Origin of the sequence: Tenacibaculum sp. SSH1-16, assembly GCF_040104435.1 — a bacterium.
Classification (GTDB): domain Bacteria; phylum Bacteroidota; class Bacteroidia; order Flavobacteriales; family Flavobacteriaceae; genus Polaribacter; species Polaribacter mesophilus.
The window spans coordinates 102,508-125,242 of sequence record NZ_JBECOV010000009.1 but is presented as its reverse complement, the minus strand read 5'-3'; the positions used below and the strand labels follow the sequence as shown (position 1 = coordinate 125,242).

At 34.5% G+C, this 22,735-nt stretch carries 17 protein-coding genes; 2 read left to right on the top strand and 15 right to left on the bottom strand.

What is annotated here, in order from left to right:
* Positions 1-171: 171 nt before the first annotated feature.
* From ABMY20_RS11920 to ABMY20_RS11905, 4 genes are all read right to left on the bottom strand, one after another.
* Positions 172-567 carry a hypothetical protein gene (locus tag ABMY20_RS11920; RefSeq protein WP_349265373.1) on the bottom strand — a complete coding sequence of 132 codons (396 nt, stop codon included), beginning with the start codon at positions 565-567 and terminating at the stop codon, positions 172-174.
* A 203-nt stretch (positions 568-770) separates the two neighbouring features.
* On the bottom strand, positions 771-2,312 hold the full coding sequence (locus ABMY20_RS11915; RefSeq protein ID WP_349265372.1) for an acyl-CoA carboxylase subunit beta: 1,542 nt from the start codon (positions 2,310-2,312) through the stop codon (positions 771-773).
* A gap of 132 nt (positions 2,313-2,444) precedes the next feature.
* The gene (gene accC, locus ABMY20_RS11910) at positions 2,445-3,881 is read right to left on the bottom strand and encodes an acetyl-CoA carboxylase biotin carboxylase subunit (RefSeq protein ID WP_349265371.1); all 1,437 of its coding nucleotides are present in this window, start codon (positions 3,879-3,881) and stop codon (positions 2,445-2,447) included.
* A 1-nt stretch (position 3,882) separates the two neighbouring features.
* Entirely contained in the window at positions 3,883-4,368 is a 486-nt protein-coding gene (locus tag ABMY20_RS11905; protein WP_349265370.1) for an acetyl-CoA carboxylase biotin carboxyl carrier protein subunit, read from the bottom strand.
* Positions 4,369-4,876: 508 nt separating this feature from the next.
* On the opposite strand from ABMY20_RS11905, the gene ABMY20_RS11900 reads away from it, so the two are divergent.
* Positions 4,877-7,219, top strand: coding sequence for a TonB-dependent receptor (locus ABMY20_RS11900; protein WP_349265369.1), 2,343 nt, complete (start codon positions 4,877-4,879; stop codon positions 7,217-7,219).
* Between the two features lie 107 nt (positions 7,220-7,326).
* Positions 7,327-7,833, top strand: a complete 507-nt coding sequence (locus tag ABMY20_RS11895) for a hypothetical protein (protein ID WP_159610897.1) — start codon at positions 7,327-7,329, stop codon at positions 7,831-7,833.
* Positions 7,834-7,880: 47 nt separating this feature from the next.
* Here ABMY20_RS11895 and ABMY20_RS11890 read toward each other — a convergent pair whose 3' ends face one another.
* The 11 genes from ABMY20_RS11890 to ABMY20_RS11840 all read right to left on the bottom strand — a co-directional run bounded on the left by ABMY20_RS11890 (position 7,881) and on the right by ABMY20_RS11840 (position 22,711).
* Positions 7,881-8,261, bottom strand: coding sequence for a rhodanese-like domain-containing protein (locus tag ABMY20_RS11890; RefSeq protein ID WP_349265368.1), 381 nt, complete (start codon positions 8,259-8,261; stop codon positions 7,881-7,883).
* Positions 8,262-8,266: 5 nt separating this feature from the next.
* Positions 8,267-9,676 (bottom strand): rhodanese-like domain-containing protein, encoded by a 1,410-nt coding sequence (locus ABMY20_RS11885; RefSeq protein WP_159610893.1) that lies wholly within the window; start codon positions 9,674-9,676, stop codon positions 8,267-8,269.
* 11 nt (positions 9,677-9,687) lie between these two features.
* Positions 9,688-11,418 (bottom strand): solute carrier family 26 protein, encoded by a 1,731-nt coding sequence (locus tag ABMY20_RS11880; protein WP_239178502.1) that lies wholly within the window; start codon positions 11,416-11,418, stop codon positions 9,688-9,690.
* Positions 11,419-11,422: 4 nt separating this feature from the next.
* The gene (gene ruvB, locus ABMY20_RS11875; protein ID WP_047788304.1) at positions 11,423-12,445 is read right to left on the bottom strand and encodes a Holliday junction branch migration DNA helicase RuvB; all 1,023 of its coding nucleotides are present in this window, start codon (positions 12,443-12,445) and stop codon (positions 11,423-11,425) included.
* Between the two features lie 150 nt (positions 12,446-12,595).
* Positions 12,596-14,365: a cbb3-type cytochrome c oxidase subunit I gene (locus tag ABMY20_RS11870; RefSeq protein ID WP_073182524.1), complete on the bottom strand. Its 1,770-nt coding sequence runs from the start codon at positions 14,363-14,365 to the stop codon at positions 12,596-12,598.
* Between the two features lie 27 nt (positions 14,366-14,392).
* Positions 14,393-15,400, bottom strand: a complete 1,008-nt coding sequence (locus ABMY20_RS11865; RefSeq protein WP_073182523.1) for a cytochrome c oxidase subunit II — start codon at positions 15,398-15,400, stop codon at positions 14,393-14,395.
* A gap of 34 nt (positions 15,401-15,434) precedes the next feature.
* Positions 15,435-17,039 carry a quinol:cytochrome C oxidoreductase gene (locus ABMY20_RS11860; protein WP_349265367.1) on the bottom strand — a complete coding sequence of 535 codons (1,605 nt, stop codon included), beginning with the start codon at positions 17,037-17,039 and terminating at the stop codon, positions 15,435-15,437.
* 22 nt (positions 17,040-17,061) lie between these two features.
* The gene (locus ABMY20_RS11855) at positions 17,062-17,610 is read right to left on the bottom strand and encodes a cytochrome c (protein ID WP_172644827.1); all 549 of its coding nucleotides are present in this window, start codon (positions 17,608-17,610) and stop codon (positions 17,062-17,064) included.
* 9 nt (positions 17,611-17,619) lie between these two features.
* The gene (locus ABMY20_RS11850; protein WP_047788300.1) at positions 17,620-18,147 is read right to left on the bottom strand and encodes a DUF3341 domain-containing protein; all 528 of its coding nucleotides are present in this window, start codon (positions 18,145-18,147) and stop codon (positions 17,620-17,622) included.
* Positions 18,137-19,537, bottom strand: a complete 1,401-nt coding sequence (gene nrfD, locus ABMY20_RS11845; RefSeq protein ID WP_028891351.1) for an NrfD/PsrC family molybdoenzyme membrane anchor subunit — start codon at positions 19,535-19,537, stop codon at positions 18,137-18,139. Before nrfD ends, ABMY20_RS11850 begins: the two co-directional genes overlap by 11 nt.
* Positions 19,538-19,564: 27 nt before the next feature.
* A complete protein-coding gene (locus ABMY20_RS11840; protein ID WP_349265366.1) occupies positions 19,565-22,711 on the bottom strand; it encodes a TAT-variant-translocated molybdopterin oxidoreductase in 3,147 nt (1,048 codons plus the stop codon).
* Positions 22,712-22,735: the final 24 nt, after the last annotated feature.

The following is a 22,735-nucleotide window of genomic DNA, read 5'->3' as shown; positions in this document are numbered from 1 at the left end:
ACTTGTTCGTACTCACTTATCAAAAATTGATACTTCTGTAAATAGCTTCGAACTAGAGTTAAATCATCTGTATTTATACGCATAACAAAATATAAGATTTTGTCAACGAATTAGTTAACCTTTACAGTAATGACGTTTTTTAAGTGGTTACTTTTTAGGATGTGTAGTAGCTCAGTTTTTCTCTGGCAAAGTAGTTGTAAAATCTAAACCATATTTTTCTCCTATCTTATAGTTAAGAACTCCATCTTTTTGAAAGGAATCTAATCTCCTTAATTTTTCTAATGGAGCATCTTCTGTCATTCTCATTATTTGATGCCCATATTTTTCAATACGCCCATTATAAAAAACTAAACAACTATAAAGTGTTTCAGGCTTTGTACTTTTAAAAAATAAGAATTTTCGTTTTGGTTCTTTTCTATATAAATAAACCGTTAAGCCATACATAAAATTCTCAATCCAACATATCTCTAATACAATAGTTCCTTCTAAACAATCTCTTTCAGCTTTTAAATAGTAGGATGTATCAGCATACCTTCTTTTATTTTCTGTAATTATTTTCCAATTCATAGTTATACTAACATCTTATATAAGCTTAGCTATATAGTTTGAACACCCAATTTAATAAATATGGGACTAGTAATGATTTATACACCCTTACTCTTTTCTAAAAATCTCATTAATTTAGTATTAAATCAATCACGGTCAAAGCCTAATAAAAAAAAGACGCTCCTAAAAAGAAGCGCCTCTTAAAAATATTGATATGTATTTTATTACAACGGTATGTTCCCGTGTTTTCTATTAGGTCTTTCTACCTTTTTACCTTCTAACATCGCAAAAGCTTTGATTAGTTTTCTACGCGTGTCTTGTGGTAAAATAACCTCATCTACAAATCCACGTTCTGCTGCACGGTATGGATTTGCAAATTTATCAGCATACTCCGCTTCTTTCTCTGCTAGTTTTGCTTCGTGATCGTCTGCTTCAGCAATTTCCTTTTTAAAGATAATTTCACTCGCTCCTTTTGCTCCCATTACCGCAATTTCTGCACTAGGCCATGCAAAGTTCATATCAGCACCAATATGTTTTGAGTTCATTACGTCATAGGCTCCACCATAAGCTTTACGGGTAATTACACTTACTCTTGGTACGGTAGCTTCGCTCAACGCATATAATAACTTTGCTCCGTTGGTAATAATAGCATTCCATTCTTGGTCGGTTCCTGGTAAAAATCCTGGTACATCTACCAATACCAATAACGGAATATTAAAACAATCGCAAAAACGGGTAAATCGTGCTGCTTTTTTAGAACTGTTTACATCCAAACATCCTGCTAAACTCATCGGTTGATTGGCAACGATTCCAACACTTCTTCCCCCTAAACGCGCAAATCCGACCACGATATTATCGGCATAATCTTTATGGATTTCAAAAAACGAATCCGCATCAGCAATACCATCAATTACGGCACGCATATCGTACGGTTTGTTTGCATTATCTGGAACTATATTGGCTAATTCTTCTCTAGTTTCATCGCCTAATTCAAACGGTAATTTCGCTGTAGTTTCTTGATTGTTCTGTGGCATATAACTCAACAATGTTTTGATATCTTCCAAACATTGTACATCATTTGCAGCCGTTAAATGCGTTACTCCCGATTTGGCTGCATGCGTACTTGCTCCTCCTAACTCTTCTGAAGTTACTTCTTCATTGGTTACTGTTTTTACTACGTTAGGTCCCGTAACAAACATATAACTTGAATTTTCTACCATAACGGTAAAATCGGTCATGGCTGGAGAATACACTGCTCCACCTGCACAAGGTCCCATAATTGCTGAGATTTGTGGAATTACCCCTGATGCTTGTACGTTTCTATAAAAAATATCGGCATAACCACCTAACGAACGTACTCCTTCTTGAATACGTGCTCCACCAGAATCGTTCAATCCGATTAATGGTGCTCCCACTTTTACTGCCAAATCCATAATCTTGCAGATTTTTTCGGCATGTGTTTCCGATAACGAACCTCCAAATACCGTAAAGTCTTGTGCAAATACGTATACTAAACGTTCGTTTACAGTTCCGTATCCAGTTACCACTCCGTCACCATAAAACTTTTGATTTTCCATCCCGAAATCGGTCGTTCTATGCGTTACTAAAATGCCTACTTCTTCAAAAGAACCTTCATCTAAGAAATAATCGATACGCTCACGTGCGGTTAATTTTCCTTTTTGATGATGACGGTCGATGCGTTGTTGTCCGCCTCCTAACTTTGCTTCTGTAAGTTTATGTTGTAATTCTTCTATTTTAGATTTCATCTATATTCTTTTTTTGGGCGTTCCCCAAGGGTCGGGCTTTCCGCTATATCTTTTGTTGGTTCTCGATACTTGCTTCGCAAACTCGAACTGACAACAAAAGGATGCCGCTGCAATCCCTAACGCAAATTGTTTTTAACAAGTTTTTAAAATACGTTGCTCTTTTAAATACTGCTGTAAAGCAACTTGTGCAGCAATCTTCGCTTCTTTTTCGTATCCTGCTTCTAACAACTCAGGTGTGTAATATTTCTTTACAAAATGAGTATCAAAATTCCCTGATGTGAAAGCCTCGTGTTCGCATACGAACTTTCCAAACGGCAACGTAGTTTCTATTCCTTTTACCTTGTAATTACTAATTGCTTGTTTCATTAACTCAATGGCTTCTTCACGCGTATTTCCGTAGGTAATCAATTTAGAAATCATCGGATCGTAATAAATAGGAATTTCCATTCCCTCTTCAAAACCATCATCTACACGAATGTTTTCTCCTTTCGGATGTTGGTAGGTTTCCAACACTCCAATACTCGGTGCAAAATTGTCTAACGGATCTTCGGCGTATACACGTAATTCTAATGCGTGCCCTTTAATTTGTAAGTCTTCTTGGGTGAATGATAGCTCCTCTCCTCTTGCTATTTTTATTTGTTGCTCTACCAAGTCAATACCCGTAATCATTTCGGTAACTGGATGCTCTACTTGCAAGCGTGTGTTCATTTCTAAAAAGTAGAAATTCTTGTTTTCGTCTAGTAAAAACTCAACCGTTCCTGCTCCTAAATAATCACAGGCTTTCGCAACTCTTACGGCTGCTGCTCCCATGGCTTCTCTAATTTCAGGAGTCAACACACTCGATGGTGCTTCTTCTACTACTTTTTGGTGGCGACGTTGTACCGAACATTCGCGTTCAAATAAGTGTACTACGTTTCCGTGAGCATCTGCCAATACTTGGATTTCGATATGGCGTGGTGAGCCTACATATTTTTCTATAAATACAGAACCATCTCCAAAAGCTGATTCTGCTTCTGAAATTGCACGCTGCATTTGTTCTTTAATATCTGCTTCTTTTTCAACAACACGCATTCCTTTTCCTCCACCACCTGCTGAAGCTTTTATTAAAATCGGATACCCAATTTCATTTGCTACTTTCGATGCATATTCTACATCGGTTACCGCTTCGTCAATACCCGGAACCATCGGAATATCATAGGCTTTTACTGCATCTTTTGCAGCCAATTTACTTCCCATCACTTCAATAGCGTGGGTTTTTGGTCCTATAAACACAATTCCTGATTTTGCTACGGCTTCTCCAAAGGCTGCATTTTCACTTAAAAATCCGTATCCTGGGTGAATTCCGTCTACATCTAACTCTTTGGCTACTTCAATAATTTTATCTCCTAATAAATAGGATTGATTCGAAGGTGCAGGACCAATACATACCGCTTCGTCTGCAAAAGTTACGTGTGGCGAATTTCTATCTGCTTCAGAAAAAACAGCTACGGTTTTAATTCCCATCTTTTTTGCAGTACGCATTACACGTAAGGCAATTTCTCCTCTGTTTGCTACTAATATCTTTTTCATATTATTCCATTTCTATTAAAACCGTATTCTTTTCTACTTTATCACCTGCCTGAATAGCTACCGATTTTACGACTCCGTCTCTTGGTGCTTGTAAGGTATTCTCCATTTTCATGGCTTCTAATACTAAAATTCCATCACCTTCTTTTACTTCTTGACCAATTTCAACATCTACAGAAACAATTAACCCAGGCATTGGTGCCTTGATATCGTTTTCTTTTTTCTCTGTAGCTACTTCTAAACCTAATTCATCAATCAACATATCTAATTCGTTAGAAATATTCACCTCATAGGTGTTTCCGTTGATTTGAATGGTGTATGTTTTTTTGTTGAAATTTGTTTGGAGTATGGTAGCTTGATACGATTGGTTCCCTTCAAGTACGTGGTAGTTATTTTGTGATTTTTCTACTATGTCTAACGCCTCTATTTGCGCTTCAGTAAAGTCAAAATCATGCGTTTTATTAACGCTCGTTTTAAAAGATTTACTCATAAATATCTGATATTTTCACCACTAAAATATTAAAATTACAACGGAATGCATTGAGTTAAATCTATAAATTGGCTAGAATGTTTTTTTACTTCCTTGATTACTTCCTATCCATTTACTAACAACCTCAGAAAAACCCGCTATTTATCCCGCTTAATTCATATTTCATATTTACCTTTGCACTGTTCTCATAAAGGGGTGCCTTATTTGAATTACGAATTGTGGAATTACGAATTTTGATTATTAAAATAATTTGTAATTAATCATTTATAATTCATAATTAAATTCAGGCTGAGATCATACCCAACGAACCTGGAACAGGTAATGCTGTTTAGGGATTTTATCGTCATTGCGAAGTAATTTGGAAAATTACTGTGGCAATCTGTTTATTGAAGAAAAGATTACGTCGTCGTAAACTAACTCCTCGTAATGACAAATTTTAATTATTCAATGTTTAACTAAAGAATAATTACCTCTTTTTATTCGATTTTGTTTTTATAAAATGAGACCGATGTCTTTTCGTAAAAAAGTGAAGATAGTAGCTTTTTTACTCGTTGTATTCACAACATTAACAACAACCGCACAAACGTTTATTCTATCTGGTAAAATAGTTGATGCAAACCAAGAACCTTTAGTGGGTGCTACCGTAGCAATTAAAGCTCAAAACAAAGGAACTTCTACCGACTTTGAAGGTAAATTCAAATTAAACTTACCAAAAGGAACACATGTTATTGATGTTTCTTATGTGGGGTTTAAAAGCCTTTCACAAGAAGTTAAAATTACCAATAACCAACAGATTACGTTTCAATTAATTTCTAATGAAACTGTGTTAGATGAAGTGTTGGTATCTGCTGTTCGTGTAAAAGCAGATGCACCCGTAACACACTCTAACCTTGGCAAACAAGAAATTGAAAAACGTAATTTAGGACAGGATATTCCTGTGTTACTAAACTACTTACCTTCTGTAACATCCTCGTCAGATGCTGGGGCTGGTGTTGGTTATACTTATATTCGTGTACGTGGTTCGGATGCTTCTCGTGTGAATGTTACGATTAACGGAATTCCATACAACGACTCTGAAAGTCATGGAACTTTTTGGGTAAATATGGGAGATTTTGCTTCGTCTACACAAAGTTTACAGTTACAACGTGGTGTAGGAACGTCTACGAACGGTTCTGGAGCATTTGGAGCTAGTTTAAATATTTTAACCGATGCTGTTTCGGATGAAGCTAGTGGAGAAATTTCAAATGCTTTTGGTTCTTATGGAACTAGAAAACACACCGTAAAGTTTACCACTGGAAAATTAAATAATGGATTTGAGTTTGCAGGACGTTTGTCTAACATTTACTCTGATGGATATGTTGACCGAGCTTTTACCGATTTAAAATCGTATTTCTTACAAGGTAGTTATACTGATGACAATACGTTGATTAAAGCCTTAGCTTTTGGAGGAAAGCAACAAACCTATCAAGCTTGGTATGGCTTAAGTGCTGAGGAGTTACAAGAAAATCGTCGCCAGAACCCGTATACCTACGATAATGAAACCGATAATTATTGGCAAGATCATTACCAATTACATTGGAATGAGAAACTCTCTGATAACTGGTCTACCAATATTGGATTAAATTATACCAAAGGAGAAGGATATTTTGAACAGTTTAAAGAGGACAAAGATGCTGTTGATTATGGTAATGTAATTGTTGACGGAAGCGATGTTATTGTTCGTCGTTGGTTAGATAATGATTTTTATGTAGCTAATGCTAACGTTACTTATAAAACTGAAAAATTCGAGTTAATTTCTGGTGCTTCTTATAGTAATTATAAAGGAGATCATTTTGGTGAAGTTATTTGGGCTACACAATTTGCAGATGGTGCTAGCATTAGAGATCGTTACTATTTTAGTGATGCTAAGAAAAATGATATTAGCGTTTTTTCTAAAGCTACTTTTAATGTTTTTGATAATTTAAAAGCTTTTGTTGATGTACAAGGTAGGTTTATTGATTATACAACCGGAGGCTTTACTTCTGATTTAAATCCTTTAAATATTGACACTTCATTTAGCTTCTTTAATCCTAAGTTAGGTTTTACTTACAGTATTAATAAAGAAAATAGCATTTATGCTTCGTATGCTCGTGCGAATAGAGAACCGAACCGTGATGATTTTCAAAATGGCCCGAATGTACAACATGAAACCTTAGATGATTTTGAATTAGGATGGCGTTTACATAATAAAACGGTTCAATTGAACACCAACATCTATTACATGTCGTACGACAATCAATTAATTCAAACTGGAGGGCTGAATGATGTTGGAGAATATTTACGTGAAAATGTAAAAGACAGCTATCGTTTAGGAGTAGAAATTGATGCTAATATTAACGTTACAGACAAGTTTAGCATTAACCAAAATCTTACCGTAAGTAGTAATAAAATCAACAATTTCATATTAGATCGTGATGGTGTTCAACGCAATATTGGAACTACGAACATTGCTTTTTCCCCTAATATTATCGCTGGAAATGCTTTGATTTATAAGCCTACACAAGGGTTACAGCTTTCTTTATTATCTAAATTTGTTGGTGAACAATATTTAAGTAACACAAACACAGAAGCCTCTAAACTAGATAGCTATTACGTTAGTGATTTTAATGTTAGTTATGAATTAAAAATGAACAAAATTTTTAAATCTATTGTGTTTACAGGATTGGTAAACAATCTTTTTGATAAAGAATATGTTGATAGGGGATATACCTATTTAAATACTTGGGATACTCCTGGAACTTCTTTTGAAGTACAAGGATACTTTCCGCAAGCTACTAGAAACTTTTTAGTAGGTGCAACGTTAAAGTTTTAATTGGGAAAATGCTAGAAAAACAAAAAACCGAGACAATTAATTGTCTCGGTTTTTTGTTTTTTAAAGCTTGACTTAAAAGACTAAATTCGCCAAAAGATTATTTAACTATGAAATTGAAAGAAACCTTAATAATATTACTTTCTATAACAAGCATCGGACTTGGGATTTATTCTTTTAAATTAAATAAAGAAATTTCTCTATTAATGGATGCTAAAAACTTTACTTTCAAATGGATAAACAATCATGAAATCTTGACTAGTTATTGGAAAGAAAATAATAAAATAGCTAATCAATTTTTTGATGTAAACTTTGACTCCAATTATGAGATTGCTAGAGTTTATACTACTTATGGAAAAGTATATCAAACTTGTTTTGACAGGGATGAAAATGGCGTTTATGAAAAAACTGACTGTTATAATTCGGCTGGAAATAAGGTTGGTTATTCTCTCGATAATGATGAAGATGGAGTTCCAGAAGAATTCGTTTTAATTTACGATTCAAAAAAAGAATTAAAGTTTATTGACAGTAATTTTGATGGTAAATTTGAAAAAATCATTATAATTAATAATAGCACTGAAACTGAATTATTAACTAAAACAATGTTTGAAGAGTAAGCTAAGATGAATAAAGAAAATCCCGAGTATACTACTCGGGATTTTCTTTATTCTTTATTTTTCTCTGTCCATTCTAGATAACCTCCTAAAACATTGTATACTTTAAAACCTTTTTGAGCAAGTAACTCACTTGCTTTTAAACTTCTTCCGCCTGAACGGCAATAAAGGTATACCGGTTTTGTTTTATCTAATTTCTCCAGAGCTTTTCCTTCAAAATCATTACCTGTAACATCTATTTTAATTGGATTTTCAATAACTCCTCTTGACCACTCTTCTGGGGTTCTGACGTCTAATAACTGTGCATTATTTTCATTCTGTAAAACTACTTGTAAGTTATCTATAGTAATGTTATTTACCTCTGTCTTTTGTTGTTTACACGACAATATCACTGTTAAAATTAAACCTATTAAAAAAATACCTTTGTTCATCTTGCTTATTTTAAAGTTGATGGACATACCGTTGCTGTCCTTGGAATATCAGTTTCTTTAATAGCCTTATATCCTCCAGCAACATCAATGATGTTATGAAATCCTCTGGCTTTTAAAATAGACGCTGCAATTACTGAACGGTATCCTCCAGCACAATGTACATAAAAGTCTTCTTTTGTTGGAAACTCTTCAACATGCTCGTTTAAGAAATCTAACGGTGTACTTGGTACATCTACAATATGTTCATTTGCATATTCTCCTGGTTTTCTAACATCAAAAACAGGTGCTTTTTCCGTAATTGCTTCTGCTAAAATAGTTGCAGAAACAGAACGTAACGTATCTACTTCTTTTCCTGCTTCTTTCCAAGCTGCAAAGCTTCCATCTAAATACCCTAACACATTATCAAAACCAACACGAGATAAACGTGTAATCGTAGTTTCTTCTTCTCCTTTAGGAGTAACTAATAAAATTGGTTGAGTAACATCTTTAATCAATGCTCCTACCCATGGAGCAAATGTTCCTCCTAAACCAATAAAAATTGATTGAGGAATAAATCCTTTAATAAATTCTGATTGATGACGTACATCTAAAATCAACGCATCTGTTTCGTTTGCTATTTTTTCAAAATCTATTACTGATAAAGCTCTTGCTCCATTTTTGATAACTTCATCGATAGATTGGTATCCTTCCTTATTCATTTTTACATTTAAAGGAAAATATTCAGGTGGAGGTAGTAACCCGTCTGTTACTTCTTTTACAAACTCCTCTTTGGTCATGTCTGCACGCAATGCGTAATTGGTTTTCTTTTGATCGCCAATTGTGCCTACTGTTTCTTTGCTTAAGTTTTTACCACAAGCCGATCCTGCTCCATGTGCCGGATATACAATTACTTCATCTTCCAATGTCATAATTTTTGTACGTAAACTATCGTACAATAATCCTGCTAATTCATCTTGCGTTAAGTTTGCTGCTTTTTGTGCTAAATCTGGACGTCCAACATCACCTAAAAACAAAGTATCTCCACTGAAAACTGCATGATTTTTTCCGTCTTTATCTTTTAACAAATAAGAAGTACTTTCCATTGTATGTCCTGGAGTATGTAATACAGTAATTGTAATTTCTCCTAATCTAAATACTTCTCCATCTGTTGCTATATGAGCTTCATAATTTGTTTTTGCTGTTGGTCCGTATACAATTGTTGCTCCTGTTTTTTCAGCTAGTGTAACATGACCACTTACAAAATCTGCATGGAAGTGAGTTTCGAAAATATATTTGATTTTAGCGCCATCTTTTTCAGCTCTGTTTATATAAGGATCAACTTCACGTAATGGATCTATAATTGCTACTTCTCCATTACTTTCAATATAATAGGCTCCTTGTGCTAAACAACCTGTATAAATTTGCTCTATTTTCATGATATTATATATTATTTATACGCTTGATGTATATACTGTGCGTATTTTTTCTGATTTTGATTATCTCCTGTTTTATAAAAATTTACGGCACCATTGGCACGCATAAAAAAGTGGTCTAAACTCACAACGTCTAATAAGCCTCCTCTAAAAAAGGCATCTCTTACAGGTCCTTTTACTCCTGCAAAGTAAAATTGAATGTTATGCTTGTTAAAATAAATAATACGTTCTTTTAACATATCAATTCCTGTACTATCAACTCTGTTTATGCTTTCAGCATCTAAAACAATCAACTTTAATGCTTTTCCTTTTTCTGATGCCATTTCATCTAACTTATCTCTAAAGTAATTTGAATTAGCATAAAAAAGTTGTGCATCAAAGCGAAATACTAAAATTTCATCATCTAGAATGACTTCCTTAAACCTGCTTTTATTACGATAGAAATCTGAATTTGGTACTTTTCCTAACTCCGCTACATAGGGTCTTGAAGTTCTAAAAATTAAAACAATTAATGATAAAACTACCCCGATTAAAATTCCATATTCAATTCCGAAGAAAATAGTAGCTAAGAAAGTAGCTAAGAGTAGCCAGAAATCTAAATTATTTGCTTTCCATAGCCTTCTTGCTTCTTTTAAATTTATTAAGTTAAAAACTGCAACTATAATAATTGCTGATAAAATAGTTTTTGGCAAGTGATAAAAAACTGGGGTTAAAAAAAGTAAGGTAAACACTACCAAAATTGCGGAAACTATTGCGGAAACTCCTGTAGTTCCTCCCGATTCTGCATTAATTGCCGAACGAGAAAAACTTGATGCTGACGGATATGATTGAAATAATGACCCAACCATATTACTTAAACCCAAAGCTACTAATTCTTGATTGGGTCTTACTCTATACTCATCTTGCTTAGCTTCCAAGGTTTTTCCGATAGAAATAGTTTCTAAATATCCTACCATAACCAAAGTAGCCGCTATCGGCATTAATTCACGTATTAAAGCTACATCAATTACTGGCATTGAAAGTTTAGGTAAGCCTGATGGAATATCTTTTACAATGGCTACATCTGAAAATTCTGTTCCAAAAAAACGGATACTTATTATACCCAATATAACAACGATTAATGCATTGGGTATTTTTCTATTAATTCTTCTAAAAATTATAATAATAGCACAAGCTATTAAACCTATTATTGTTGTATTTGTTTTAAAATATTTAAGTCTGAAGAGAATATCTTCTAATAATACATGGATTTGATCACTTTGTACAAAATCTACTCCGAATAAATTCCTAAATTGATTCAATCCAATAATTAAAGCTACTGCAGAGGTAAACCCAGTTATTACAGGTCTTGATAAAAAGTTAACAATAAATCCTAAACGGAAAATTCCCATTAAAAACTGAATAGTCCCTACTACTAGCGCGAGTAATATTGCTATAGCTATATAACTTTCAGAACCTGTTAATGCTAAGGTAGATACTCCTGTTGCTACAATTAATGAGTCCATTGCTACAGGACCAATTGCTACTTGACGTGACGTACCAAAAATAGCATATAGTAATTGAGGCACTAACGCAGCATACAACCCATAAATTGGTGGTAAACCTGCAATAAGTGCATACGCTATACCTTGAGGAATTAGCACAATAGCAACAGTTATACCTGCAACTACATCACCTTTTAACTGTGACTTTTTATAGTTAGGTATCCATTCTAATATAGGTATGAGTTTTTTTAATAGTTTCATTTATTTAAAAGAGCTCTCCTTGACTAGTTCCTTTAATTCTTCCTAAATGTTTATATGCCAAATCAGTTACTTCTCTTCCTCTTGGCGTACGCATAATAAACCCTTGCTGAATTAAAAAAGGTTCATAAACTTCTTCTATTGTTTCTGAATTTTCTGCTACAGCAGTAGCTAACGTAGTAATTCCTACTGGGCCACCCTTAAACTTATCGATAATGGTGGATAAAATTTTATTATCCATTTCATCCAAACCATGTGCATCTACATTTAAAGCTTTTAAAGCATATTTGGCTATTTCTATGGTAATTGTACCATCTCCTTTAATCTGTGCAAAATCGCGTACTCTACGTAATAATGCGTTAGCAATACGTGGGGTTCCTCTACTTCTACCTGCAATTTCAATTGCTGCTTCCATAGAAATAGGCACTTTTAAAATAAATGCACTTCGTTGTATGATGGTTGTTAATAATTCTGTAGAGTAGTAATGTAATCGACTACTGATACCAAAACGAGCTCGCATAGGCGCTGTGAGCAATCCTGAACGAGTAGTTGCTCCTACTAAAGTAAATGGCTCTAAGTTAATTTGAACTGTACGTGCATTTGGACCAGATTCAATCATGATATCGATTTTATAATCTTCCATTGCTGAATACAGGTATTCTTCAACTATTGGACTTAATCGATGTATTTCATCTATAAATAAAACATCTCGTTCATCTAAATTGGTTAGTAAACCCGCTAAATCTCCAGGTTTATCTAGTACAGGTCCTGAAGTTACTTTTATTCCAACTCCTAATTCATTAGCTAAAATATGAGCCAACGTTGTTTTTCCTAATCCTGGAGGGCCATGAAATAAGGCATGATCTAACGCTTCATCTCGTTGATTCGCTGCCTCTACAAAAACCTTTAAATTATCTATTGCCTGATCTTGGCCAGTAAAATCATCAAATGAAAGCGGACGTAGTTTTTTTTCTACATCTAGTTCTTCATTTGAATAATTTGTATTTTCAGGGTTTAAGTTTTCATTCATATTGTTGCAAATATACTTGAAATAAAATGTTCACATTGTAATATAAGTTACTTAACTAATATTTTATGCTAAAAAATTATTACAAGATCTACTAATACTTATAGAAAACAAAAGCCTCCCAGTTTTGGGAGGCTTTATAATTTATCTTTTTTAAGAAGGCTCTTCGCCATCTAATAGTGGTACGTTTTGTGGTACAAAGTCTTTTCCGTGTACATACTCACCATTTTCATCTGTTTTACTGTAATCGTAAGCCCATCTGTGAACTTCAGGAATTGCTCCTGGCCAGTTTCCATGAATATGTTCAACTGGAGTAGTCCACTCAAGTGTATTTGCATTCCAAGGGTTTTGTGTTGCTTTTTGACCTCTATACATAGAAATAAAGAAGTTTGCTATGAAGATTAACTGTGCTAAACCTCCAAGAATAGCCATGATAGTCATAAACACGTTTATATCTGCCAAATCATCGAACATTGGAAAGTTTGTATTTGTATAATAACGACGTGGTAAACCAGCTAACCCTATAAAGTGCATTGGGAAAAATACTCCGTAAGCACTGATTATTGTTAACCAAAAGTGCCAATATCCTAATGTTTTGTTCATCATTCTACCATACATCTTAGGGAACCAGTGATAAACACCAGCAAACATCCCTAATAAAGCAGATACACCCATTACCAAGTGGAAGTGTGCCACTACAAAATATGTATCGTGAACATTGATATCTAAAGCTGAATCTCCTAATACTAGTCCTGTTAAACCTCCTGTTACGAACGTAGAAACTAATCCGATTGAGAACATCATTGCAGGATTTAACTGTAGGTTACCTTTCCATAGTGTAGTAACATAGTTAAATGCCTTTACTGCTGATGGAATTGCAATTAATACTGTTGTAAATGTAAATACAGAACCTAAGAATGGATTCATTCCAGAAACGAACATGTGGTGACCCCATACAATCGTAGATAAGAATGCAATTGCCATAATAGAACCAACCATTGCACGGTAACCAAAAATTGGTTTACGTGCGTTTGTTGAAATTACTTCTGAACTAATACCTAATGCTGGTAATAAGATAATATATACCTCTGGGTGACCTAAGAACCAGAATAAATGTTCGAATAATACTGGTGACCCTCCTTGGTAATGTAATACTTCTCCAGAAATAAAGATGTCTGATAAGTAGAATGAAGTACCGAAGCTTCTATCAAAGATTAATAATAAGGCTGCTGATAATAATACCGGGAATGAAATTACACCAATAATCGCTGTAATAAAGAATGCCCACATTGTTAATGGCAATCTTGTCATTTTCAATCCTTTTGTACGTAAGTTTAAAACTGTTACGATATAGTTTAACGATCCGATTAATGACGATGCAATGAAAATTGCCATAGACACTAACCATAACGTCATTCCTGTACCTGAACCTGGGATTGCTTGTGGTAATGCAGATAATGGAGGATAAATTGTCCATCCTGCTGATGCTGGTCCTGCTTCTACGAATAATGAAATAATCATTATTACTGATGATAAGAAAAACAACCAATAAGATACCATATTTAAGAATCCAGAAGCCATATCACGAGCTCCAATTTGTAACGGAATTAATAGGTTGGAGAATGTACCACTTAAACCTGCCGTTAGTACAAAGAATACCATGATTGTACCATGAATCGTAACTAACGCTAAGTACATATCTGGGTTCATAATTCCATCTGTTTGATGGTTTCCTAAGAATGCTTCAACAATTGAAAACGATGTATCTGGCCATGCAATTTGTAAACGAAATAACATAGACATGAAACCTCCTATGATACCCATAAATATACCTGTAACAAGGAATTGTTTCGAGATCATTTTATGATCTTGACTAAAGATGTATTTAGTTACAAATGTTTCTTTGTGATGATGATCTGACATAATCTATATATACTTTAAAAAAATATCTTATTTAATAACTTGAGCTAATGTTTTTTGTTCTGATAACCACTTGTTGTACTCTTCTTCTTCAACAACAGTAATTTTCATTTGCATATTGTAGTGAGATGCTCCACAAATTTTGTTACATAATAATAAGTAATCAAACTCATATGGGTCTTCTCCTTTAGCTCTTCTAATTTTGTTAATTCCTTCTGTTTTTGCAATTACCTCAGAATTTTGACGCATTTCTGCTGTGGTATACTTTGGCGTAAATGCGAATTGAGTAACCATACCTGGAACACAGTTCATTTGTGCTCTAAAGTGTGGCATATAAGCAGAGTGCAATACATCTTGCGAACGGAACTTGAATAATACTTTCTTCCCTTTAGGTAAGTATAATTCTGTTACTTGCTTATCATCTTGTGCACTTGGGTCTGACATATCAACCCCCATAGTGTTAATTCCTTTGATAAAGTTTACATTACCTAAACCTAATTGGTTGTCTTCACCTGCATAACGTGCATCCCAGCGGAATTGTTGAGAATATACTTCAATTACAATAGGGTTTTCATCGTCTCCAACATACATAATGTTATTCCAAGCCCATAAACCATATCCAATTAATAACACAATTGTTACTGCAGGAATAGTTGTCCAAATTAATTCTAACTTATGACTATCTGCATAAAATAATGCCTTATTGTTTTTATTTCCTCTGTACTTGTAAGTAAAGAAGAAAATTAAAAACTGCATTCCAAACTGAACTATTCCAATTAACCAAAAAGTGATATTAAAAAGGTTGTCATCATGCTCTCCTTCAAAAGAAGCAGCTTCTGGTAACATAATTACATTCATGGCAATTAAGCAGTAAATCATCATTGCATAAAGGAATGCTAGGAAAGCTAATGAATATTTAGCTTGTTTTTCGTTGTCTTCATCTGTAGCAATTACAGAACGGAAATTCATTATACGAGTAATTTGCCAAAAACTTACTCCGATTGCAACTGCTATGAAAATATAAAATAAAGCGAGCATATTATCTAAACTATTTGTTTATTAATTCTTTTTATTAATGATGATTACTATCTTCTCCTGTGTGTTCGATGTTGTAGTAATGATAGGTTTCACTTTCGTGTAAATAAGGATTACCTTTTGGCACTGGATTAGCTTTTGCAAACGCATTAAACGTAGCAAAAATAAACAATCCTGTGAAGAATAGTACCCCACTTATCTCTCCAATTCCAAATGCCCATTGACCACCTACTGTTCCTGGCATAACCATTACAAATAAGTCAATATAATGACCTGCTAAGATTACAACTCCTCCTAAAATTACAAACCAAGGTCTACTCTTAAAATCACTGTTGATTAATAATAATACTGGGAAAATAAAGTTCATTACAACCATTGCTAAAAATGGCACTTTATATTCGTTAAAACGTAATAGGAAATAAGTTGTTTCTTCTGGCATATCTGCATACCAAATTAACATAAACTGTGCGAACCATAAATATGTCCAGAATACTGAGAAACCAAACATAAATTTAGCTAAGTCATGAATATGACTATCATTTACCAATGGCAATACTCCTTTTGAACGTAAGTAAATAGTTACCATTGCTATGACTGTTAAAGCAGACACTAAGAAAGTAGCTAATACGTACCATCCAAACAATGTTGAGAACCAGTGCGGATCTATTGCCATAATCCAGTCCCAAGAAGCCATACTTTCAGTAATCATGAAGAATATAAGAAATATAACTGTTGCATTATAATTTTTCTTATGCTGCTTTAAATCTCCGTTATCTTGAGCTAACGACCACTTTCTTATTAGAAAACGATAAACATTCCAACCTGCTAAGTAAACAATACTTCTTATTAGCCAACCTGGAGTATTTAACCACCATTTTTTTCCATCTACTATAGCGTCATAATTTGGACTTGTTGGGTCAGTTACTCCTTCTCCCATCCAAGTAAACAGGTGATTCATATGCATTGCTGTAAGTATTAAGAATACTAACATTATTAAACTCACATAATGTAAATTTGATGAAATAGCTTCCATTACTCTGTGCAATACTACAGACCATCCTGCTTGTGCAACAATTTGTGAACCATAAAAAGCAAGCACTAACAATGTAATACCTAAAGAGAATAATAAAGCAACATACAAAGCAGACCAAGGTCTATTTTGCATTTGGTGTAAAGCGTGTTCTGCATGAGCATCTCCGTGATCTTCACCATGAGCAGCTACTTCAGTATGTGCTTCAGTTGTTTCATTCGCTTCATCAGTTGCTGTTTCTTTATGATCATCTTCAGCTACATGTACTGCCGAACTATCTTTTGCTTGTGTATTTTCAGTAGTTTCTTCCGAATGATTTTGTTCACCGTTGTGTGCTACTTCTTCAGTGTGTGTAGCAGTACTATCTGCAACATGCTCTTCAGTTGTTGTATCTTCTTCGTGATTTTCAACTTTAGCTTCTTCTTTATGCTCTACATCGGCATGATCTGCTTTCGCTTCATGACCTCCATGATGTGCATCTTGTTTTGCTAAAATTTCTTTTGCTTCTTCTAATGTTTTAGGCGCTGAAAAGAAACTATAACCTGTTCCTAAAAGTCCTACAGCCATTAAAACAATAGCTAGCATTTTTAATTTTCCTGAAAACTGGTACATATCTTAACTATCTATTATAGACTTATTTTAATTCGCTTCTTAATTTTTCTACGTATTGTACAACTTGCCATCGCTCATTGTATCTTAACTGTGATGCATGAGATCCCATTAAGTTCTTACCATACATAATTACATGATAAATATTCCCTGGGGTTAACTCTCTGTCTGCGTAATTTGGGATACCATTGAATTTATCTCTTTGCGATAACACTCCGTTACCATCCCCTTTTGTTCCGTGACAAGAAGCACAGTATATGTCATATAACTCTTTACCTTTTTCTAAGTTAGCCTCAGTAGTTGGTAATGGGTTTTTTAATTCAGCTTTTGCTTTTTCATATCCTTCATTAGTGTCTGGAATATCATAAGCTACAACTCCGTTTCTGCTTACAGTACCTGCTACTGGTAATTTATTTACCTCTTCATTATTAATACCTTCGGCTCCATTTGCATCGTAGGGTACAGATACATACATATCTGGCATAAACTGTACTTGTGGTTTTCGTTTATCGTTACAAGAACTTAAGCTTGTTGCTGCTACAGCTAAAGCGATAATTATTTTTAAATTCTTCATATCTCTTTATTAGTGCGTTTCTACTACGTTAATTTCTACAGCTCCAGTTTTCTCTAATAATGACACCAACTCTTCTTCACTCCCTTTAACAGGAATCTCCATTAAAAAGTGATCATCTGTAGTTCTTGGGTCAGGGTTTTCAGCTTCTTTAAATGGCCATATCTTACTTCTCATATAAAAAGTAATTACCATTAAGTGTGCTGCAAAAAACACTGTTAATTCAAATAATATTGGAACAAAAGCTGGCATATTGGTAGCCCATGAAAAGTTTGGTTTTCCCCCAATATCTTGAGGCCAATCAGCAATCATAGTATACCATGTTAACCAAACTGCTACTGATAAGCCTGTAATACCATATAAAAAAGCGGTAATTGCTAAACGTGTTGGTGCTAATCCCATTGCTTTGTCTAATCCATGAACTGGAAAAGGACAAAATACTTCTTCAATATGATGATTTTCTGCTTTTACTTTCTTAACGGCATCCATTAAGATATCATCATCATTATATAATGCGTGAATTACTTTATTAGTGCTCATTGTTCTCTTCTCTTGATTTTTTAAAATTCTCACCTGATGATTTCAAAATAGTCTTAATCTCTGCTGTAGGGATTACTGGGAAAGTTCTTGCATATAATAAGAATAATACAAAGAAGAATCCGATAGTTCCTATAAAGATACCTACGTCTACGAACGTTGGTTCAAAACGCCACCATGTAGATGGTAACTGTCCTTTACTTAATACAATTGCAATAATATCAAAACGCTCAAACCACATACCGATGTTAATTACTATCGAGATAATAAAAGACCAAATAAAACTTCTTCTAATCTTTTTGATCCATAATAACTGCGGTGTGAAAATGTTACAAATTAATAACGACCAAAATGCCCATCCGTAAGCTCCTGCTTCTGCTCCAAATGATAAGTATGTGTAGTTTTCGTAAGGAGAACCTGTATACCATGCAATAAAGAACTCTGTTGCATAAGCTACTGCTACGATACCTCCTGTTAAAATGATTACGATGTTCATATACTCTACGTGTAAACGTGTAATATATGCTTCCATATTTGTAACCTTACGCATAATACCTAATAAGGTTTGTACCATTGCAAATCCAGAGAATATCGCCCCTGCTACGAAATAAGGAGGGAAAATTGTTGAGTGCCATCCTGGGTTGATAGAAGTTGCGAAGTCCATCGATACAATTGTGTGTACAGAAAGTACTAATGGTGTTGCTAATCCTGCTAATACTAACGACACTTCTTCAAAACGTTGCCAGTCTTTTGCTCTACCTGACCACCCGAAAGATAATAATGCATAAATTTTCTTTTGGAAAGGTTTAACAGCTCTATCACGAATCGTTGCAAAATCAGGTAATAAACCAGTCCACCAGAAAACTAATGATACCGATAAATACGTAGAAATTGCGAATACATCCCATAATAATGGCGAGTTAAAGTTAACCCATAATGATCCAAATTGGTTTGGAATTGGTAATACCCAGTATCCGTTCCATGGACGTCCCATATGAATAATTGGGAATAATCCTGCTTGGAATACCGCAAAGATTGTCATCGCTTCTGCAGAACGGTTAATTGCCATTCTCCATTTTTGACGGAATAATAAAAGTACTGCAGAAATAAGTGTTCCTGCGTGACCAATACCTACCCACCATACGAAGTTGGTAATATCCCATGCCCAACCGATGTTTTTACTTAATCCCCATACACCAATACCTGTTCCTACGGTGTAAAAGATACATCCAAATCCCCATAACATTGCTGCTAAAGAGATATAGAATGCTATATACCAATTTTTGTTTGCTTTACCTTCAATAGGTCTAGCAATATCTTCAGTAATATCATGGTAACTCTTGTCACCAAGTATTAAAGGTTCTCTATAAGATGATTCGTAATGAGACGACATAAATCTATATACTTATTAATTTTACTATTAAGCTTCGTTTGTATTTCTTACTTTCACTTGATACACTACGTTTGGTTTTGTACCAATATAATCTAAAACGTGGAAAGCTCTTTTATCTTCTTTTAATGCTGTAACTGTATCTTCAGTGTTGTTTATATCTCCAAACACCATAGAACCAGTAGAACATGCTGCTGAACATGCTGTTTCAAACTCGTCTTTTTTAACAGCTCTACCTTCTTTCTTAGCCTTTAAGATAGTAGCTTGTGTCATTTGAATACACATAGAACACTTTTCCATTACACCACGAGAACGAACTACTACGTCTGGGTTTAACACCATTTTACCGTACTCGTTATTCATGTTAAAATCAAACTCGTTGTTTTCAGCATAATTAAACCAGTTGAAACGACGAACTCTATATGGACAGTTATTTGCACAGTAACGAGTACCTACACAACGATTATATGCCATTTGGTTTTGACCTTGACGACCGTGAGATGTTGCTGCTACCGGACATACTGTTTCACATGGTGCGTGGTTACAGTGCTGACACATCATTGGTTGGAAAGCAACCTGTGGATTTTCTGCTGGGTTTTCTAAAGCATCAAATAAATCTCCTTTGCTTAGCTCTAATACTTTTTCAGTATAACGTCTTTCAATTTCTTGGTTAGCTATGTTTGGATTTTGAGCTTTGAACTCCTCCAATGTCATTTTAGCCTTATGTTGCTTATCTTCCACAGTAGAAGAATAATAACGATCAATACGTAACCAAGCCATATCTCTACCAACTCTCATTTCATCTTTACCAACAACTGGTACGTTGTTTTCTGCGTGACATGCAATAACACATGCTCCACAACCTGTACAAGATGTTAAGTCGATAGATAAGTTAAAGTGGTGTCCTAAACTTCTGTCATGCTCATCCCATAAGTCAATTTTACTTCCTTCAACTTCTTGATGATCATAAGAGACCATAAATGGCTTATTCCAAGTATGCTTAGGATCTAATTTTTTATCGTTTACTTCTTTTAATGAAGCTTCTTTTAATATATCGTGGCGACCTGCTAAAGTACTTTGTACTTGCATACAAGCAAACTTGTGCCATCCTGAAGTTCTTTCAATAGAAACATTATACTGAACATTGTTTCCATTTTGGTAGAATGGATAGGCATTGACACCTACTTGCATTTCTGATTTTAATCCTTGAGTTCTACCGTATCCTAATGCTAAACCTACTGATCCTTTTGCTTGACCTGGTTGTATAAGTACTGGTACTTTATTTATTGTTATGCCATTTACTGTTACGTTAGCATAATTACCATCAATAGCACCATTATCTTTTACTGGGTTTTCAAAACCTAATTCTTTTGCATCTGAAATCGAAATAGTCAAGTAGTTATCCCAAGAAGCTCTTGTAATAGGGTCAGGTAATTCTTGTAACCAAGGGTTATTTGCTTGTTTACCGTCTCCTAACGCTGTTGATGAGTATAAGCTTAATTCGAATCCTGAAGCATTATTAGCATTTTTCACTAATTGCGCTGCTACTACATTTATATCTACAGCAGATTCAAAAGCTATTTCTTCTTCTACAGTAACTTTTTCAACTTTAAAGAACCCATCATGTAATGCTTGATTCCATGAAGCCCCTCCTAATACATTTGTACTCCAAAATTCTTTTAAAGTATCGTAATAGTTCACTGTACTTCCAGACCATTTTAACAAAACGTCTTGTATTTGACGTGTGTTAAATAGTGGCTGTATAGTTGGTTGCATTAAACTATAAACACCTTGCTTCGCCATAACATCTCCCCAACTTTCTAAGTTATGAGGTGCTGGCAATGTATATTGTGTAGCATTAGCTGTAGCATCATCTTGAGTAGATAGAGCTATAGATAATTTTAAATTTTTAATTCCTTCTGCTAAATCAACTGCATTTGCTAAAGTGTATAAAGGATTTACATTATAAGTAATTAAACCTTTTACTTTACCTCCTTTAACGTCTGCTATCAATTGAGCTACTTGGGTATCGTTACCTTGACGCTTTAAATTCACCGCCTCAGTATCTATTACCTCACTATTTAACGCTTTATTGATTGCCAATGCAATTAATTGTGCGTTTTTATCATTTAAACCTGAAACAACAACCCCTTTTGAACCTGCTTTTTTAAGGTCTTTAGCTAATTGCTTTACCTCTACATCAAAAGCTGTTGCTTTTGAAGGAAGGCTATTTCCTGTTATTTGGTTGTATAAGTTTATTAAAGCGAAAACTTGCTCAGATGGTTTGGCTACAATTCTTTTATCGGCATTTGCTCCCGCTAAAGACATGTTAGCTTCTATTTGAACATGGTATGACATTTTACCAGTTTCTACTCTACGACCTTCTGCATAAGACTTTTCGTATCCCCCTTGCCAATCACCAATAAAATCTGCCCCTATGGACGCGATAACTTCCGCCTTACTAAAATCGTAATCTGGCAATGCTCTTTTACCATACATGGCTTCAAAAGCATCAGCAGTTGCACTTTCAGAAATTGCGTCATATACCACATGCTTAACATTTGGGTAAGCTGTAATAAAATCTGCTATTACTTTTTCAGTAGAAGGACTCGCTAAAGTTCCTGTTAATAATACTACTGGTTCATTAGCATTCTTTAATTCGTTTAATTTTGCGATAATTTCTTTATCTGCATCTGCCCAAGATATTTGAGTTCTTCCTTTTCTTGGTTCTTTTAAACGTAATTTTTCATCGTATAATGATAAAACTGACGCTTGAGTACGTGCGCTAGTTACACCTCCTGCCTCTTTATTTGGCATGATTTGAATTGGACGTCCTTCGCGTGTTTTTACTAATACGTTTGCGAAATCAAAACCGTCTGCAATTGTAGTTGCGTACCAATCAGCAACGCCTACTACGATATCATTAGGTTGCACTACATAAGGAATTGATTTTCTTACTGGACCTTCACAAGCTGCTAAAGAAGCTGCTGCAGTGGTAAATCCAACATATTTCAAGAAGTCTCTACGTGAAGTTGATGATGTTTCTAAGGTATCTTTGTCGCCTAAAAATTCATCTGTAGGAATATCTTGTACAAACTCATTATTACGTAGCGTTTCAACAATAGAACTACCCTTTAGTTCTTCAACACTTTGCCAGTATTTTTTGTTTGAAGCCATTTATATATGTGTTTTTCTACTTTC

Coding starts and splice junctions, on each gene's coding strand:
- ABMY20_RS11855 (WP_172644827.1), bottom strand. CDS start 17,610: ATGAAGAATTTAAAAATAATTATCGCTTTAGCTGTAGCAGCAACAAGC.
- ABMY20_RS11860 (WP_349265367.1), bottom strand. CDS start 17,039: ATGTACCAGTTTTCAGGAAAATTAAAAATGCTAGCTATTGTTTTAATG.
- ABMY20_RS11840 (WP_349265366.1), bottom strand. CDS start 22,711: ATGGCTTCAAACAAAAAATACTGGCAAAGTGTTGAAGAACTAAAGGGT.
- accC (WP_349265371.1), bottom strand. CDS start 3,881: ATGAAAAAGATATTAGTAGCAAACAGAGGAGAAATTGCCTTACGTGTA.
- ABMY20_RS11915 (WP_349265372.1), bottom strand. CDS start 2,312: ATGAAATCTAAAATAGAAGAATTACAACATAAACTTACAGAAGCAAAG.
- ABMY20_RS11885 (WP_159610893.1), bottom strand. CDS start 9,676: ATGAAAATAGAGCAAATTTATACAGGTTGTTTAGCACAAGGAGCCTAT.
- ABMY20_RS11850 (WP_047788300.1), bottom strand. CDS start 18,147: ATGAGCACTAATAAAGTAATTCACGCATTATATAATGATGATGATATC.
- ABMY20_RS11870 (WP_073182524.1), bottom strand. CDS start 14,365: ATGTCAGATCATCATCACAAAGAAACATTTGTAACTAAATACATCTTT.
- ABMY20_RS11905 (WP_349265370.1), bottom strand. CDS start 4,368: ATGAGTAAATCTTTTAAAACGAGCGTTAATAAAACGCATGATTTTGAC.
- ABMY20_RS11880 (WP_239178502.1), bottom strand. CDS start 11,418: ATGAAACTATTAAAAAAACTCATACCTATATTAGAATGGATACCTAAC.
- ABMY20_RS11890 (WP_349265368.1), bottom strand. CDS start 8,261: ATGAACAAAGGTATTTTTTTAATAGGTTTAATTTTAACAGTGATATTG.
- ruvB (WP_047788304.1), bottom strand. CDS start 12,445: ATGAATGAAAACTTAAACCCTGAAAATACAAATTATTCAAATGAAGAA.
- nrfD (WP_028891351.1), bottom strand. CDS start 19,537: ATGTCGTCTCATTACGAATCATCTTATAGAGAACCTTTAATACTTGGT.
- ABMY20_RS11895 (WP_159610897.1), top strand. CDS start 7,327: ATGAAATTGAAAGAAACCTTAATAATATTACTTTCTATAACAAGCATC.
- ABMY20_RS11865 (WP_073182523.1), bottom strand. CDS start 15,400: ATGCTCGCTTTATTTTATATTTTCATAGCAGTTGCAATCGGAGTAAGT.
- ABMY20_RS11920 (WP_349265373.1), bottom strand. CDS start 567: ATGAATTGGAAAATAATTACAGAAAATAAAAGAAGGTATGCTGATACA.
- ABMY20_RS11900 (WP_349265369.1), top strand. CDS start 4,877: ATGTCTTTTCGTAAAAAAGTGAAGATAGTAGCTTTTTTACTCGTTGTA.